We start from the raw sequence: 15738 nt of genomic DNA, 5'->3' as shown, positions 1-15738 counted from the left end.
TGTAAAACACTAATCTCCACTCTGGTCTCCAATGTCATCATTGGCAGTGCCTTAAAACTGCCATTTTTACCCTAGGTGGGTCAGATTTACATCGGCAGGTGGGCCAGTTTTACATCGGTAGCGACAGTTCTGCGTACCGAGTACACATAGCTCAGCGCTTTAATGTCCTGAACCGGTACAAAAATAATATCCTGGCGGTTATTCGGTATTGTCGATTTGCCCACCAGCGTAACGCCCAGCGCGGCGCTCACCAAAGCAAGGGCGGTATGAATTTCACTGGCGCGATAAGCAATGATGGGTTGGCAATGATTCAGCTCAAACATCTGCATGACTTTTCGGGCGAAACCGCTCTGCTCATCATCAGGATAGGTAATAAACGGTAGGCTGGTGAACTCTTTCAGGGTCAGGAAGCTTTTACCGGCCAGATAGTGATCGGTCGGGATAGCGGCCATCAGGGGATCGACAAACAGCAGGTCATGCTCAAGTTCTTCAGCAATAAAGTGATCGCCCGATAATTCCCGGGTAATGCCAATATCAATTTTTTCGCCCAGCAACAGCTCTGATTGCTGTTCTGACAATACTTCTTTAAGCGTGATCTGCACATTGCTATGGGTTTCTTTGAATTTTTTAATCGCCGCCGGAAGCAAATTAAACATCACTGAACGGGTAAAACCGATATTGAGTGTCCGGGACTTAACTTTAACAAATTCTTTAGTATCCTGATCCAGTTTATTAAAAAGATAAAGTAATTCCTGCGCACGGGGATAAAAGAATCGACCTAATTTAGTCAACTCCATTGGGCGCGAGCCTCTGTCAAACAACTCCCCACCTAACTCTTTTTCCAGTGCGGAAATTTGCATGCTTATTGCTGTTGAAGCCACAAATAATTGCTTTGCCGCCTGGCTGGCATTACCTGTTTCGACCACTTTGCAAAAATAAATAATCTTTTTTAAGTTCAATTTTTCTTAACCTATGTTCATTTTTAACTTCTTGTTATTAACTCTATTATATCTATCATTTTATATACTTTCCCAGGAGAATAGCAATGTACGATAATGAAATTAAAGAATATCTTGAAAAATCAAAAGGGTTAAGCACCCCTGAAATATCAGATGCACTGGATTATTTTTCATTGCCGGGATCTTTATTAGGTATTAAGCCTATCGCTGGAAAAAAAGCGATAGTCGGCACAGCATGGACTGTGAGATACGTCACAGTTGATAAAGATAATATGGGCACGGTCGGCGATTTTATTGATGACGTCCGGCCTGGAGACGTTGTGGTTATTGATAACGCTGGTCGGCAGGATTGTACGGTTTGGGGAGGGATATTAAGCCGTATCGCTAAGCAAAAAAATATTGCTGGCACGGTGATTAGCGGCGTTTGCCGTGATACCGCTGAAGCGAATGAGGTAAATTATCCTTTATATGCGCTGGGTAATTATATGCGTACCGGAAAAGATCGCGTACAGGTCGCTGCAATATGTGAGCCGATCTCGATCAGTGGCGTGCTGATTAAACAGGGAGACTTAATTGTCGCCGATGTTGATGGTGTCGTGGCCGTCGGAAAAAAACAGATCAAAGAAGTCATAGACCGGGCCTTAGTTATGCAGGAAGTCGAAAATAAAATCCTTCAGGATGCCTTAAACGGTGTGTCTATTTCTCAGGCAAGAAAAAAACATAACTACCATCTATTACAGCGTAACCCTAATAAATAAAAGTAAGACAAAAATATACTCAAAGGAATCATGTCATGATTAATGAAAATGACGGCATGGATCAACGTGATATTGATAAAATATTAGCGCTCGGTTCAGCCACTATTTATGAAGCACAAGGAGCCTATGGCGCCCTGGATGCCGGAATAAAGCCTGTTTCTGCCGAAATGAAAATCTTTGGCCCTGCGCTCACCATTGATATGCGGCCAGGTGATAATTTAATGATTCACTACGCCTTATTGCAGGCAAAGGCAGGAGACGTACTGGTTATCGACTGCAAAGGTTTTACCGAAGCAGGGGTATGGGGTGATGTACTGACCGCCCAGGCGGTAAAAACTGGTTTAGCGGGTATTATTGTGCATGGTGCAGTACGAGATGCCGAAGCCATTATTACTACGGGTTTCCCCGTTTTTTGCCGTGGTTTATCCATTAAAGGCACTGGCAAAGCACAGCCGGGCAAAGTTAATGTTCCGGTCGTTATTGGCGATTGCCTGATTAAACCGGGCGATTTTATTATCGGCGATATGGATGGTGTGGTGGTGGTTGAGCAAGATAATTTATCCAATGCACTTTCCCTGGCGACCCAGCGTGAAGATAAAGAAACGCGCTTTAAAACGCAGATCGACCAGGGTGCAACCACCGCAGATTTAATGAAGCTGCATGACATCTTTCGTCAGTACAATCTCTGATACCACTTCTCCTGCTGTGTCGGGCAGCGTCAGCCTCTTGTAGCACTTTGCTTTGACACAGCCTTTTCCCTGCTTAAATCTACCGGTTAGTCGCTCTGCGCAATGACCGTTTGCACTGACTCTGTCGCAACGGAAATCGCGCGCTTTGCGCTTTCTGTAATAGCAAAAATGGATTCAGGTATGGCGTTCGCGCGATGGCGGGCGAGGATGAACGTCGCCACCGACAGATCAGGGCTGCGCTACCAGCGGCGAGTCGGCTTTAATAAACAAAAAGCCCAGAATACCAATAAGGGTGATGACGGCATTGAGCAGCAACACAGCGTTCCAGCCATAATGATTAGCAACAAGTGGAGCCACGGTTGGCACGATAGAAGCGGCGATAAATCCCCATGTATTCATCCAGCTTCCCGTCACAGAGGTGAACTCCCGGCCAATGTCCGTAGCGATAGACCACGCCAGGGTCTGGGCAAAGCCCGCACCGCCCAGCGCAACGCTCAGCCACAGGATATTACCTGTTGTTGTCTGCGCTTTTGTACTGGCGATCAGGCCGATAACCGAAAGTATTAAGCCAGCAATACAGACGACATTACGCGAAAAAAAGCGGGAAAATCCTTTCCTGATAAGAAGATCGCTAATAATCCCCGCCAGAAATACGCTGACAACAATAAAGATAAACGGAATACTGGAATAAAAACCCATATCTTTAAAAGAGAGATGCCGCGCGGACTGTAAATAGTAAGGCAGCCAGTACATAAAAAACTGTATCGTCCATAGTGTGCCGAAAAAGGCGGCGGCAATGGCCCAGAATGAACGCTGTCGTAATAAAATCTTCCAGGGCACTTTCTGTTTAACCGTGCTAATTTCGTTGCCCTGACGGATTTTATTTAACTCAGCGGCGTTGACGCTTTTATGTTGAGCGGGGGTATTGCGCATACACACAAACCAGACAATAGAAATCACGACGCCCAACGCACCGCAAAGGAAAAAAGCGCTTTGCCAGCCAAAATGGCCAACGACTAACACAACAACAGGCGGCCCGATAATCGATGCCATAAATGCGCCACCGTTCATCAGTGAATTGGCTTTGCCTCGCTCATCTGCCGGGAACCAGTTAGCAAAAAATTTATTTCCTGCCGGAAAAACAGGTGATTCGCCAATACCGAAGAAAAATCTGACGATCATTAACATCATTAGTGAATTGACCATGCCAGTTAACAGCGTAAAAACTGACCAGAAAACCAGTGATAAGGTTAAAACGGTTCGGGTGCCATATTTTTCAAGAAGAATGCCGCCCGGTATTTGAAAAATAAAATACCCTATATTGAATAATGTGGTTACCAGGCCAAACTGAACGGGCGTGATATTCAAAAAATGCATAACAGGCTGGGCCGTGACAGAAAATACTGCTCTGTCCAGGTAAGCTATCATGCATATGATGAAAACAAGTCCGCCACCAAACCAACGAATGCTGGTAGGCTTGCTCTCAACAACATGCGTTGTCGTATTAATGTCGCTCATGTTTACCTTCTTGATGTAATCGCAAATACATCATAGTAATAAGGAAAAGTAAATTTACCGGACAGAATGGTATGATGGATGCGCTATATTCATCGTTGTGAATATTGGCGGGAATGTGTTGTGTCTGGAAAATAAGGCTATTCCTCCATCTGATCTTCGCAGCTAATAAATAAAACCTATCACCGACAATATTCAGTCTGACGTCTCTTCATTTTTAACCTATGCATCGATATACAAACCCTCGCACCATTTAAAAGCAACGTCAACCGATCCAGGCATCCAAGTGTGACTGGTATCATATTTAGATTATAAAGTTCCGGTTTCTTTCTCAGTGAGTTCATTTTTTCTTATTGTAAGTTCAGAATAACACTGAATGGCATCAATAATACCTCGCCCCGTAAAGGCGTTAAAATCTCTTTTTATATTTTGTCTTTAATTTTATTTAAAATAAAACATTTCCTTATGCAAGTTATTTAATTTTTATGGAGGGATTAATCTGTTAACAGAAGCGTTTGCTGGCGTATTTCTCTGTGTCTGCATAACGGTGCTGTCACGCTATATTCATAGTTTGTAGGAACAGGCACATACTCACTATACGCTGAGCAGGGCGCTGACAGAGCTAAAAAAACACCCGCACAGGAAACTGTGCGGGCGGTCTGTATTCGTCATGACTGAATGGCACAGTGGTGGGTACGTTGCCTGCTTCTATAGCCGCTTATGTCGGTAACGGAAAATCCCGCTTCAACATGAATGATTTTGGCGTGGCTGCATTGTTTTAGCCACCACTGTTTCGCCATAGAAAACAGCCTTTTGTTAAATGCCCAGTGGCAACTGACCTGTCACTAATGCCATACCGATAAAGATAAAAAACATGGGGATGGATCATTTGAAAAAGGATTTTTGATAGTCGTCGAAGCTCATTTCAGTACGACAGGGGACAGTTGGACTGGCATAACGCAGAGCCTGCCCCATAAAGGAAGCTACGCCAATTTTAGTCGGCGTGATCCCAAACGAGTAAGCAATAGGGGCGACCACTGGCAGAATACCAAAATAATAGGCATCCATCGGCAGCGCGTAACAGGCCACCGCACCGATCAGCGAAAACAGCAACGCAGTATGACTCCCCATTGTGCAGCAGGTTTTCGCTACCGGCCAGCCGCTGACGGGCGCACTGGTGGAGCTGGAACGCATGTCGCTGACGGTCAGTATCGTGCCGATTACGATGGATGACGGTGTGGTCGGCGCTGTCTGCACGCTGCAAAAGCAAAATGAGATTAAAAATATTGAGTAAAAAATGCGGCGCCAGATAGCACGCGCGCACGTAGCAGAGAAAACGTTTGCTGATATTTTCGGTAGCAGCGTTGCGCTGCAGAAGGCGAAGCAGCTGGCGTTGCGTTATGCCGCCTTCGCGCCCGGTGTGTTGGAAAGCGAGCTGTTTGGTTATGTCAAAGGCGCTTTTACCGGCGCATCAAGCGAAGGTTTCACATGTCAGGCGATAAGGCTGATCCGCAGGGTTCGCCCTGAAATAAGCAGCGCGGCACATCAACCTATTAGCGGTTTGTTGCTGCTTTATTCTTACTAAACGGCCTGGCAATCTCACAACTGCCAAGTGTGATATTCATAAATAATCAGTATGCGGTTAACTCAACGTTTTAAATATCGCGATGATCAAATCTTCAGGCGAAAAAGCGTAGCCAGCGACGCCTTTCGGGAAAGCTTCCGAAACGCGCCGCTGGCTGGACTCACTATGCCAGTCCCAAAAAGCTCGACATTCTTTGGCTTCTTCTTATGAACAGGGAAGCCAGAAAACTAAAAGTAACGTTCAGTAAGACGACATAGGTTAAAAATAAAAGGGGATCCCTTGAGATACCGTTTTTACTCCATACCCATCAAGGAAGATTAAAATCGGCAGATGGGTTAAATAAAATGGCAGAGCAAGATTAGATAAAACGGTAATAGTTTTACTCACCTTTATCTTTAGGTTTCTAAACGTGAAGAACAGCGCGAGGCACATTGCCATCACAGCAAATACCTCACCCAGGTTCATGGCAAGTTTGAATTCATCTTTAAAGGAGATGCTAATAAAGTACCAGGCGAAACATATTGCCATTAACACCACTGCCATTTTTCTATTAATGTTCTTTTCCATAAAGAAAAGAAGGAAAAAAGGAAGATATTGTATTACTGGTATAACCTGGCTGGCGTTCAGCAATGAACGCAGCAGTAGAATATTAACGACTTTACTCACAGCCACAGACAGACACACTGCGATAAAAAGTAAGGTGAAAACAGTTGGCCACTTCATTTTATTTAACTTTTCTGCTGCGCGAGAGGCTAAACTGTTTAGCTTTTTCCGGTGCAAGCATCAACAAAAAGCTAATTTGCGAAAGCACAATAAGTAACCATAAATGCTTGTAGCTCAGATAGTCCACTAACCCCTTGTCACCTAACAGGAAATACATTTCCAGAGCAATTAAAGGCAAGGTGATTGCTACAGCCAGTAAGGTGGGTTTCATTAATCTTTTTTTCGGCTGTCAATAAAATGTTCCGCATCTTTTTATTTATTAGCAATGCCGAGAAAAAGCCAGGAATGATAAAAAACAAGTCCATCCGAAATGGGTGCATCAAATTAAGTGCATCTACTACCCATGTATTCTTATTTAAGTGATAATTAAAACCTCAGGCGCCACTGTAGAGCATTGAAGCATGAAAGGTGGGGCCAAAGATCATGATGATTGAACGAAGAAGATCAAGCCCGGTCAGTCTGTTGTTCATATTTGAGTCAGGTTAAAAAAGGGAAGTTGATTTTATTTTTATTATATTTAAAAAATCGTTGATTACAATTGACTATTATCTTAATTAGTCTGGTCTGGCTTTTAACTATTTTTATATTATGGATGAGATACTTTCATATTATGACTGCTAAACCACTCGATACGCGTCGTAATGCCTGAAAAACACGTTGAACTTCGCGCGCGTTGGCTAAAAACAGAGGCCGCCCGGGTTTTTGCTGGCGTAAAAGGATGGGCCGCAAAGCGGGAATGGCAGGAATTACTGCCATGAGGCTATCCGCTGAAAAAGCCAGACGGCGAGGCGATTTATTCAGGCTGCAAAATGTTGCGCTAATGTAAAAATAAGTGTATTGGCTGAAGACCGTAGAGAAAGGAGGTTGTGATGGAGCTTCGCCAGTTACGCTATTTTGTGCGTATTGTAGAAACAGGCAGCATGGGACGCGCAGCGATCGATCTGAATATAGGCGTATCCGCGCTCAGCCAGCAAATCAGCCGCCTTGAAAATGAACTGGCGATCCGTTTGCTGCAACGTACTTCGCGCGGCGTATGCCCAACGGATGCCGGGCTGGCGTTCTATTCTCAGGCGCAACTGGCGCTTCGTCATGCCAATGATGCCGTGCTGGCGGCGCGGCAGGCGCGGCTTTCCGGCCATGTCAGCGTGGGTATGGCGCCCAGTACCGCGTCGGTGCTGGGGTTGCCCTTTATCAAAGCCATGCGTGAAAGTTATGCTGATGTGCGACTGCATGTAGTAGAGACGCTTTCCGGTAACCTGGCGCGCATGATCAATACCCGACAGTTGGATCTGGCCGTGACTTTTCAGCAGGATAAAATTCAGCGCTGGAGCGCAAGGCCGGTTCTGGAAGAACGACTGTTTCTGATCGGCACACCCGCCCTTTTATCTGCTATTCCCGGCGATATGACGGAACCTGCTGCCCTGGCGGGGCTTCCTCTTATCATGCCCAGTCCGGGCCACGGACTGCGGGCTCGTCTGGAAGAGATATGCCATGAGAATGCGCTTCACCTGACGGTGATGACCGAAATCGACGGTCTGACGTTGCTGATGAATGCAGTACGCAGCGAGTTGGGCGTCACGCTTCAGCCCGGCGCGGCGCTGTCTCATCTTCACGATGAAGCCCTGCGGGTTATCGGCATTCATAATCCGGTGCTCAGTCGGGCTAATTTTCTCGTTAGCCTCTCTGATGATGAGCTTTCTCCCGCCGGGCTGGCCGCTCGGGTGGTGCTCTACCGGGTTATGCAACAACTCGTGGAGCAGGGTGAATGGCCGGGCGCAACCCTTTACATTAACTAAACCCCCCCTTAAGCGATACCCAATAGCGACCATACAGGCTGTGTGTATACATTTTAGCTGCAAATTTAACAAAACCATTAAGCAGCAATGGGGTATTCCATGGTAGATGTACTGGTGATTGGCGGGGGCAATGCCGCACTATGCGCCGCATTAACGGCCAGAGAGGCGGGCGCGTCGGTGCTAATGCTGGAGGCAGCACCGCGGGAATGGCGCGGTGGAAATTCGCAACATACCCGTAACCTGAGATGTATGCATGACGAGCCGCAGGATGTGCTGGTTGACAGTTACCCGGAAGAGGAGTTCTGGCAGGACCTGTGGCGCGTCACGGGTGGGCAAACCAATGAGACGCTGGCGCGACTGGTGATCCGGTCATCCTCATGCTGCCGTGACTGGATGCGCCGTCACGGCGTTAATTTTCAGCCGCCGTTATCCGGTGCGTTACACGTCGCCCGCACTAACGCCTTCTTTATGGGAGGAGGCAAAGCATTAGTCAATGCTTACTATCGAAGCGCTGAATCACTCGGCGTGAAAATTCGCTATAACACGCCGGTACAGGCGCTGGAACTGAACAACGGCGAGTTTATTGCCGCACTGGCAGGTAAGGAGCGCATCGCAGCGAAAACCTGCGTGCTGGCAGCAGGGGGGGTCGAATCAAACCGCGCCTGGCTGCGCGAAGCCTGGGGACAGAACGAACGGGGCGAATGGCCCGCAGACAATTTTTTAATTCGTGGCACCCGCTTTAATCAGGGCGTGTTGCTCAAGTTCATGATGGAGGCCGGTGCGGACATTATCGGCGATCCGTCGCAGTCGCATTGTGTCGCCATTGACGCCAGGGCGCCGCTCTATGACGGCGGGATCTGCACCCGCGTAGACTGCGTCTCATTAGGTATTGTGGTAAACCGCGATGCCCATCGCTTTTATGATGAAGGGGAAGATTTCTGGCCAAAACGCTATGCCATCTGGGGACGCCTGGTCGCGCAACAGCCTGACCAGATTGGTTTTTCCATTATCGACAGCAAAGCGCCTGGCCATTTTATGCCGCCGGTCTTCCCTGGCTGCCAGGCTAATACCCTGCCGGCGCTGGCACGGCAACTGGGGCTGGATCCGCAACAGTTCACCGAAACCGTGACTCGCTATAACCAGGCGTGCCAGCCCGGCCAGTTTGATCACGCCACGCTGGATACCTGTATCACTCAGGGGCTGACCCCGCCGAAAACCCACTGGGCGCGCCCCATCGATACACCGCCTTATTACGGCTACGCCCTGCGTCCTGGCATTACCTTTACCTACCTTGGTCTGAAGGTGAATGAACTCGCGGCTGTCCATTTTGCCGGTCATCCCAGTCGTAACCTGTTTGTCGCCGGCGAGATGATGGCCGGAAACGTGCTGGGCAAGGGCTATACCGCCGGGGTAGGCATGTCCATCGGCACGACTTTTGGCCGCATAGCCGGAAAAGAGGCCGCGCGCGCAGCAGGATGGGAGGCCAGCCATGAAGCAGCTTGAGAAGCTTATCATTGACGCTAAAATCCTGACCGAACCCGAGGCGGAAGTTGAACGGGTTATGCAAGTCTGTAACGCCTGCCGCTATTGCGAAGGCTTTTGCGCTGTTTTTCCGGCCATGACGCAGCGGCTGGAATTTGGCAAAGCCGATATTAACTACCTGGCAAACCTGTGCCATAACTGCGGGGCCTGCCTGCATGCCTGCCAGTACGCGCCGCCCCATGAATTTGCTATCAACGTGCCGAAAGCCATGGCGCAGGTACGGCTGGAAACCTATCAGCATTATGCCCAGCCCGCCAGGCTGGGCGCGCTTTACCGGCGTGCCGGGATCACCTTAACCCTGGCGCTGGCGTTTGGTCTGTCTCTCTTTTTATTGCTGGCAATGGCGCTGAAAGGATCACTTATCCATCCGCCACTGGCAGGTGATTTTTACCAGATCTTCCCGCATAACCTGCTGGCGCTGATGTTTGGCGGCGTGTTTATGGTGGCTATCGTGGCACTGATGGCCGGGGTGATCCGCTTCTGGCGCGAAATATCACCTGGCTCGCCGCAGGCGCCAGAATGGCTGGATGCGTCAAAAAACGCGCTTACCCTGAAATATCTGGACGGCGGCCATGGCAAGGGCTGCAACGAGCAAAATGATGCCTTCACGCTGTTGCGGCGCCGTTTTCATCACTTCACCTTTTATGGCTTTATGCTCTGCTTCGCCGCTACGGTGGTAGCCACTGGCTATCACTATGTCGCCGGGCTGGAAGCGCCCTATGCATTCTGGAGTGTGCCTGTTGTGCTCGGCACGCTGGGCGGTGCAGGGCTCATCATTGGTCCGATGGGACTGTTATGGCTCAACCTGCGCCGTTCGCCGCTACAGGGCGACGCGCGTCAGAAACCGATGGATCGCGGCTTTATTCTGCTGTTACTGCTGACAAGCCTTACCGGTCTTGGACTGCTGGCCGGGCGCGATACCTCATGGATGGGGATATTGCTGGCGCTGCATCTTGGCGTCGTGATGGCTCTGTTCCTGACCCTCCCTTACGGAAAATTCGCCCATGGATTTTACCGCAGCGCCGCATTGCTTAAGTGGGCGATTGAGAAACGGCGTGGAAAAAACACGGGTGTCGCTGGCGACTAAGCCCGGAACTCTTACCTATAACAAGCAAGTGAGCTGTTGGAGACATGTCCCTATGAATCAACCTACATCTGCCTCAACCCGCGCCGGCACTTTCGGCACGATACTCCGCGTCACCAGCGGCAATTTTCTTGAGCAGTTCGACTTTTTTCTCTTTGGCTTTTATGCCACTTACATAGCCCGAACCTTTTTTCCTGCCGACAGCGAATTCGCTTCTTTGATGCTCACGTTCGCTGTTTTTGGCTCTGGTTTCCTGATGCGGCCTGTGGGAGCGATTGTCCTGGGTGCCTATATTGACCGCATCGGCCGACGTAAGGGGCTGATGGTAACGCTGGCAATTATGGGATGCGGCACCCTGCTGATTGCGCTGGTACCGGGGTATCAGTCTATCGGCATCCTGGCCCCGGCGCTGGTGCTACTGGGTCGGCTATTGCAGGGATTCTCTGCAGGCGTCGAGCTGGGAGGCGTTTCGGTTTATCTCTCAGAGATCGCCACGCCCGGCAATAAAGGTTTTTACACCAGCTGGCAATCCGCCAGCCAGCAAATTGCTATTGTGGTAGCCGCGCTGATTGGTTACAGCCTGAATGCGCTGCTGGGACACGATCAGATCGCCCAATGGGGCTGGCGTATCCCGTTCTTTATCGGTTGCATGATTATTCCGCTGATTTTTGTGCTGCGTCGTTCGCTTCAGGAAACCGAAGCGTTTTTACATCGCACGCACCGACCCGATACCCGTGAGATTTTTACCACTATCATGCAGAACTGGCGCCTGATTGTCGCCGGCACGCTGCTGGTAGCGATGACCACGACAACCTTTTACTTTATTACCGTCTATACCCCGACCTACGGGCGCGCCGTTCTGAATCTTACGGCGCGAGACAGTTTGATAGTGACAATGCTGGTAGGGATCTCAAACTTTATCTGGTTGCCGATCGGCGGGGCGATTTCCGATCGCATCGGTCGTCGCGCGGTGCTGATGGGCATCACCTTATTGGCGCTGGTCACTACCTGGCCTGCCATGACCTGGCTGACCTCGGCACCGGACTTTACACGCATGACGCTAGTGCTGTTATGGTTCTCTTTTTTCTTCGGAATGTACAACGGCGCTATGGTGGCGGCACTTACCGAGGTGATGCCGGTTTACGTACGTACCGTGGGATTCTCGCTGGCATTCAGCCTGGCGACGGCGCTATTCGGCGGCCTGACGCCGGTAATTTCAACGGCGCTGGTACAGATGACGGGCAGCAAGAGCGCCCCTGGCTGGTGGCTGATGTGTGCCGCCTTCTGTGGGCTGGCGGCTACCGGCATGCTGTTCTTGCGTCTGAGCCGCGGTTACCAGGCCGTAGAGCAAAAATCCTGAGCCCATCTGACATGGTTTTATAGCGGCTGCCAGGCCGGTGTAAGGCTGGAATAATCATTTTATCTGTTGATCGCACTACGTAAATTCTGGGAGAAAAGCAGAGGTAAGCCAGAATTTGCGTAGCGCTGTCATGTTAAAATTAGATTTTTTTCAGCTCCGCTATCGAATCGGCTCTGTTGCGTGTCGTCATGAAGTGGTATGGGTGGCATGTTAAATTTCATTCAACGGCGGCTGGCATTCAGAAAGTTTTGCTTACCGCCGAGAATATCTTCCTGAATCGCTTTGCTTGCTGCTTTACCATCGCTATTCCTTAAGGCCTGCAAAATCGCCTGACTGCAATGTTGGGAGCGCTGTTTATTACCGTGTTATTCAACCGCATGCGTCTTGCAGACATTGATGGATATCTCCTGCAAGCGTTACTCATTGCGGCGTTAGGGCTGGACAGGCATCAGGCCAGACGATGAATGTGCTGTGAGTTCAGACTTTGAACTTATCGCACTCAAACCTAGTTTCTTTATGGATGCACTGGCGTTCTCCCCCGATAAAATTATCCTGCCCTGTTATTTACCGGGCGGGGTCGTCTACCGACGCAGTAGCCTCTCAAGACGGCTTGAAAGAATCTGGCTTAGCCGTGATGATGCATTTTATTTTGTCTTTGAGATCACAAAAATTCACAGCTGAAGACGCCCTACAGGCGCTTACGTTGTTAAAAATATGTGAGCCTGATCAGCGTAACTGTGCCAGGTTAAGTTGTTCCAGTAACCAGCTTTTAAACTCTTCTAGCGCAAAATGCCTATGCTGATGACGCGGAAAGACCATGTAATGTCCAATATAGTGAATTTCTTTTGTGCTGCTCACCAGCGGACATACCAGCCTGCCACTGGCAATTTCACGTTCTGCGAGTAGTTTGGACTCCAGCACCACACCTAATCCATCCACCGCTGCGGCAATGGCCATAAAACTACGGTCAAACCGCAATCCGTAATGGCGCGGCGGTGTCAGATTATTTGCCTCAAACCAGCCTTTCCATTGAAAGAGCTGCACATCACATTGAATAAGCGTTTGTTGATAAAGATGTTCTGGACGGGAAATGCTCTCTGCCAGCGCAGGAGAACAAAGTGGGGTTAATTCTTCTACGGCTAACGGTAGTTTTTCATAAGGTGACGGGCGTGGCTCGCCGTAAACAATATCAAGGTCAAAATCATCCTGTTCAAAACGCGCGTATTCGGTACTGGCCGAAAAACGCAGGTCAATCTGGGGATGTTCACGAATAAAATCACCCAGCCGAGGTAGCAGCCACTGGTGAGCAAAACTCGGCGCCGTGTGCAGACGCAGCGGACGCGACTCATCGGCCGTGACCAGTGACAGTCCACGTTGCATTTCACCGAACCCGCGCTGCACATGCTCCAGTAAGAGAGAACCCTCTTTCGTCAGGGTTATTTCTCGCGTGCTTCTCTGGAAAAGTCGAATTTTCAATAGATCTTCAAGCTTTCGAATAGCGTGACTAATCGCGCTAGGAGAAAGGTCAAGTTCTGTTGCGGCGGCGGTAAACGCGCCAGTGCGTCCCGCCGCTTCAAACGCTCGCAACATGGTCAAGGGGACTTTGCGTAGTATCGACATTAGTGAATCCTATTCACGGATAATTGTATTAAATGCTTTTGTCAGTCATTGCTCAAACTACGTAACCTCACGGTATTCCGTTCAGAGTCCAGATTCAATGCGGACTATTCCATTCCATGATGCGTCTGACCAGCTGAATATGGCGCGTGAATAGCACGTAAACATCACCGGGCGCAGCCCGTATTGGAATCGTCTCAGCCGGAACATTTTGTTAACGCACAGGGGAGCAGATTAATGAGCATTATTACAGACCCGGTAGTCGCACCTGCCTACGTAATCGATAAGCTGAAACACCATGCCTGGCGTATACGCCGCTTTGCCCTACAAATGGGAGAAGTTCAGGGGCAAGGTTATATAGGCCAGGCGCTGGGTCTTGCCGACATGCTGGCCGTTGCGTGGTGTCATGCACTGCACTTTCGTCCAGAAGATCCTGAATGGGAAGGGCGGGACCGCTTTCTGCTGTCGCATGGTCATTATGCTATCGCGCTTTACGCGGCATTGATCGAAGCGGGCATTATTCCGGAAGAGGAGCTGGAAACCTACGGTTCGGACGACAGCCGTCTGCCAATGTCCGGCATGGCGACCTATACGCCCGGCATGGAGATGTCCGGCGGCTCACTGGGTCAGGGTATGACGATTGCCGTTGGAATTGCGCTGGCGCTGCGCCACAAAAATAACCCGGCCTTTGTGTACAACTCCATGTCTGATGGCGAACTGGATGAAGGCGCAACCTGGGAAGCGGCGATGGCAGCAGCACACCATAAACTGGATAACCTGATCACGCTGGTGGATATAAACCAACAACAGGCAGATGGCCCTTCACAAAAAATCATGGGTTTCGAGCCGCTTGCTGATAAATGGCTGGCATTTGGATGGGATGTACAGCGCGTAGAGGGTAATGACATTGCGGCAGTAAAAGCGGCGTTTGATCGGGCCCGCAATCTGACTGAGCCGAAACCGCGCGTCATTCTGCTGGATACATTAATGGGTAAAGGCGTGCCGTTTCTGGAAGCACGCGAGAAGAATCACTTTATCCGCGTCGATGCCGATGAATGGCAAAAAGCAATCAAGATTCTCGATCAGGCTGAGGAGGCCCGCCAATGAGCACTGTTGCAGAGAAAAAACCGCGTTTAACCACCTCAGCGATGATCGCCTCTATTGCTGCCGAAGGCCAAAAAACGGTGGCGGCCCCGTTTGGCCATACTTTGGTTAAGGCAGCACAGACGCGCCAGAATATCGTTGGCCTTACCGCTGACCTGTCGAAATACACCGATCTTCGTATCTTCGCCCAGGCTTTCCCACAACGTCATTTCCAGATGGGAATGGCGGAGCAATTATTGATGGGGGCAGCAGGTGGAATGGCGAAAGAAGGTATGGTCCCGTTCGCCACAACTTATGCTGTATTTGCCACGCGTCGGGCATATGACTTTATTCATCAGGTCATCGCAGAAGAGAATCTGAATGTCAAGATCTGCGCCGCTCTTCCAGGGTTAACCACCGGTTACGGTCCCAGCCATCAGGCAACCGAAGATCTCGCGCTGATGCGGGGCATTCCTAACCTGACGATAGTCGATCCTTGCGATGCGCTTGACACTGAGCAGGCGGTGGCCGCTGTTGCCGATCACCAGGGTCCGGTTTATATGCGCCTGCTGCGTGGAAAAGTCCCACTGGTACTTGATGAATACGATTATCAGTTCGAATTAGGTAAAGCCAAACTGCTGCGAGATGGACGAGAGGTATTGCTTATCTCCAGCGGCATCATGACCATGCGGGCCCTGGAAACGGCAAAAGAGCTGGCACAGAGCAACGTTGATGTCGCGGTGCTACACGTGCCGACGATCAAACCGCTCGACATCACTACGATTGTGGAGCAAGGCTGTCGCGGTGGCCGCCTGGTTGTTGTGGCTGAGAATCACAGCGTGGTTGGAGGTTTAGGCGAAGCAGTGGCTATGGCATTAATGCATGCTCAGGTAATGCCAGCCTTTCGCCATATCGCTCTGCCAGATGATTTTCTGGCAGCCGGCGCGCTGCCTACGCTACACGATCGCTACGGCATTTCCACAAAATCCATGGTCAACGCCATCAAAGGCTGGCTGGCGTAAGGAGC

Annotated in this window: 15 protein-coding genes and 1 pseudogene; 10 read left to right on the top strand and 6 right to left on the bottom strand. The window is 49.9% G+C overall.

Annotated features, from left to right (window positions below):
- Positions 1-86: 86 nt before the first annotated feature.
- Positions 87-959, bottom strand: a complete 873-nt coding sequence (locus QRY16_RS17795; RefSeq protein WP_289777546.1) for a LysR family transcriptional regulator — start codon at positions 957-959, stop codon at positions 87-89.
- Between the two features lie 86 nt (positions 960-1045).
- Between QRY16_RS17795 and QRY16_RS17790 the strand changes: the two genes are divergently transcribed.
- On the top strand, positions 1046-1717 hold the full coding sequence (locus tag QRY16_RS17790) for an RraA family protein (protein ID WP_289777545.1): 672 nt from the start codon (positions 1046-1048) through the stop codon (positions 1715-1717).
- 35 nt (positions 1718-1752) lie between these two features.
- Positions 1753-2406 carry a 4-carboxy-4-hydroxy-2-oxoadipate aldolase/oxaloacetate decarboxylase gene (locus QRY16_RS17785; RefSeq protein WP_289777544.1) on the top strand — a complete coding sequence of 218 codons (654 nt, stop codon included), beginning with the start codon at positions 1753-1755 and terminating at the stop codon, positions 2404-2406.
- Between the two features lie 228 nt (positions 2407-2634).
- Here the strand turns inward: QRY16_RS17785 and QRY16_RS17780 are convergent, their stop codons facing one another.
- Both QRY16_RS17780 and QRY16_RS17775 read right to left on the bottom strand, forming a co-directional pair.
- The gene (locus QRY16_RS17780; RefSeq protein WP_289777543.1) at positions 2635-3924 is read right to left on the bottom strand and encodes an MFS transporter; all 1290 of its coding nucleotides are present in this window, start codon (positions 3922-3924) and stop codon (positions 2635-2637) included.
- A gap of 882 nt (positions 3925-4806) precedes the next feature.
- Positions 4807-5052, bottom strand: coding sequence for a hypothetical protein (locus tag QRY16_RS17775; protein ID WP_289777542.1), 246 nt, complete (start codon positions 5050-5052; stop codon positions 4807-4809).
- A gap of 1 nt (position 5053) precedes the next feature.
- Here QRY16_RS17775 and QRY16_RS17770 point away from each other — a divergent pair, with 1 nt between their 5' ends.
- Positions 5054-5215 (top strand): hypothetical protein, encoded by a 162-nt coding sequence (locus QRY16_RS17770; RefSeq protein WP_289777541.1) that lies wholly within the window; start codon positions 5054-5056, stop codon positions 5213-5215.
- A gap of 3 nt (positions 5216-5218) precedes the next feature.
- Positions 5219-5404: pseudogene (locus QRY16_RS22265) on the top strand (sigma 54-interacting transcriptional regulator); the annotation flags it as partial.
- 360 nt (positions 5405-5764) lie between these two features.
- Here the strand turns inward: QRY16_RS22265 and QRY16_RS17760 are convergent.
- On the bottom strand, positions 5765-6229 hold the full coding sequence (locus QRY16_RS17760) for a hypothetical protein (RefSeq protein ID WP_289777539.1): 465 nt from the start codon (positions 6227-6229) through the stop codon (positions 5765-5767).
- Position 6230: 1 nt separating this feature from the next.
- Positions 6231-6440: a hypothetical protein gene (locus QRY16_RS17755; protein WP_289777538.1), complete on the bottom strand. Its 210-nt coding sequence runs from the start codon at positions 6438-6440 to the stop codon at positions 6231-6233.
- 658 nt (positions 6441-7098) lie between these two features.
- Here QRY16_RS17755 and QRY16_RS17750 point away from each other — a divergent pair.
- From QRY16_RS17750 to tcuC, 4 genes are all read left to right on the top strand, one after another.
- Positions 7099-8025: a LysR family transcriptional regulator gene (locus QRY16_RS17750; RefSeq protein WP_289777537.1), complete on the top strand. Its 927-nt coding sequence runs from the start codon at positions 7099-7101 to the stop codon at positions 8023-8025.
- A gap of 99 nt (positions 8026-8124) precedes the next feature.
- A complete protein-coding gene (gene tcuA / locus QRY16_RS17745; protein ID WP_289777536.1) occupies positions 8125-9528 on the top strand; it encodes an FAD-dependent tricarballylate dehydrogenase TcuA in 1404 nt (467 codons plus the stop codon).
- A complete protein-coding gene (gene tcuB / locus QRY16_RS17740; protein ID WP_289777535.1) occupies positions 9515-10654 on the top strand; it encodes a tricarballylate utilization 4Fe-4S protein TcuB in 1140 nt (379 codons plus the stop codon). Before tcuA ends, tcuB begins: the two co-directional genes overlap by 14 nt.
- Before the next feature lie 52 nt (positions 10655-10706).
- Positions 10707-12011, top strand: coding sequence for an MFS transporter (gene tcuC / locus QRY16_RS17735; RefSeq protein WP_289777534.1), 1305 nt, complete (start codon positions 10707-10709; stop codon positions 12009-12011).
- A gap of 726 nt (positions 12012-12737) precedes the next feature.
- Here the strand turns inward: tcuC and QRY16_RS17730 are convergent.
- Positions 12738-13631: a LysR substrate-binding domain-containing protein gene (locus tag QRY16_RS17730; RefSeq protein WP_289777533.1), complete on the bottom strand. Its 894-nt coding sequence runs from the start codon at positions 13629-13631 to the stop codon at positions 12738-12740.
- Between the two features lie 234 nt (positions 13632-13865).
- On the opposite strand from QRY16_RS17730, the gene QRY16_RS17725 reads away from it, so the two are divergent.
- Both QRY16_RS17725 and QRY16_RS17720 read left to right on the top strand, forming a co-directional pair.
- Positions 13866-14735, top strand: a complete 870-nt coding sequence (locus QRY16_RS17725) for a transketolase (RefSeq protein ID WP_289777532.1) — start codon at positions 13866-13868, stop codon at positions 14733-14735.
- Positions 14732-15733 (top strand): transketolase family protein, encoded by a 1002-nt coding sequence (locus QRY16_RS17720; protein WP_289777531.1) that lies wholly within the window; start codon positions 14732-14734, stop codon positions 15731-15733. Before QRY16_RS17725 ends, QRY16_RS17720 begins: the two co-directional genes overlap by 4 nt.
- The last annotated feature ends 5 nt before the right edge of the window (positions 15734-15738 follow it).

Origin of the sequence: Mixta mediterraneensis (genome assembly GCF_030283135.1) — a bacterium.
Taxonomy (GTDB): Bacteria; Pseudomonadota; Gammaproteobacteria; order Enterobacterales; family Enterobacteriaceae; genus Pantoea; species Pantoea mediterraneensis.
The sequence above is the reverse complement of the archived record's forward strand: the minus strand, read 5'-3'. Positions and strand labels throughout refer to the sequence as shown.

Coding starts and splice junctions, on each gene's coding strand:
- QRY16_RS17790 (WP_289777545.1), top strand. CDS start 1,046: ATGTACGATAATGAAATTAAAGAATATCTTGAAAAATCAAAAGGGTTA.
- QRY16_RS17785 (WP_289777544.1), top strand. CDS start 1,753: ATGATTAATGAAAATGACGGCATGGATCAACGTGATATTGATAAAATA.
- QRY16_RS17780 (WP_289777543.1), bottom strand. CDS start 3,924: ATGAGCGACATTAATACGACAACGCATGTTGTTGAGAGCAAGCCTACC.
- QRY16_RS17775 (WP_289777542.1), bottom strand. CDS start 5,052: ATGGGGAGTCATACTGCGTTGCTGTTTTCGCTGATCGGTGCGGTGGCC.
- QRY16_RS17760 (WP_289777539.1), bottom strand. CDS start 6,229: ATGAAGTGGCCAACTGTTTTCACCTTACTTTTTATCGCAGTGTGTCTG.
- QRY16_RS17755 (WP_289777538.1), bottom strand. CDS start 6,440: ATGAAACCCACCTTACTGGCTGTAGCAATCACCTTGCCTTTAATTGCT.
- QRY16_RS17750 (WP_289777537.1), top strand. CDS start 7,099: ATGGAGCTTCGCCAGTTACGCTATTTTGTGCGTATTGTAGAAACAGGC.
- tcuA (WP_289777536.1), top strand. CDS start 8,125: ATGGTAGATGTACTGGTGATTGGCGGGGGCAATGCCGCACTATGCGCC.
- tcuB (WP_289777535.1), top strand. CDS start 9,515: ATGAAGCAGCTTGAGAAGCTTATCATTGACGCTAAAATCCTGACCGAA.
- tcuC (WP_289777534.1), top strand. CDS start 10,707: ATGAATCAACCTACATCTGCCTCAACCCGCGCCGGCACTTTCGGCACG.
- QRY16_RS17730 (WP_289777533.1), bottom strand. CDS start 13,631: ATGTCGATACTACGCAAAGTCCCCTTGACCATGTTGCGAGCGTTTGAA.
- QRY16_RS17725 (WP_289777532.1), top strand. CDS start 13,866: ATGAGCATTATTACAGACCCGGTAGTCGCACCTGCCTACGTAATCGAT.
- QRY16_RS17720 (WP_289777531.1), top strand. CDS start 14,732: ATGAGCACTGTTGCAGAGAAAAAACCGCGTTTAACCACCTCAGCGATG.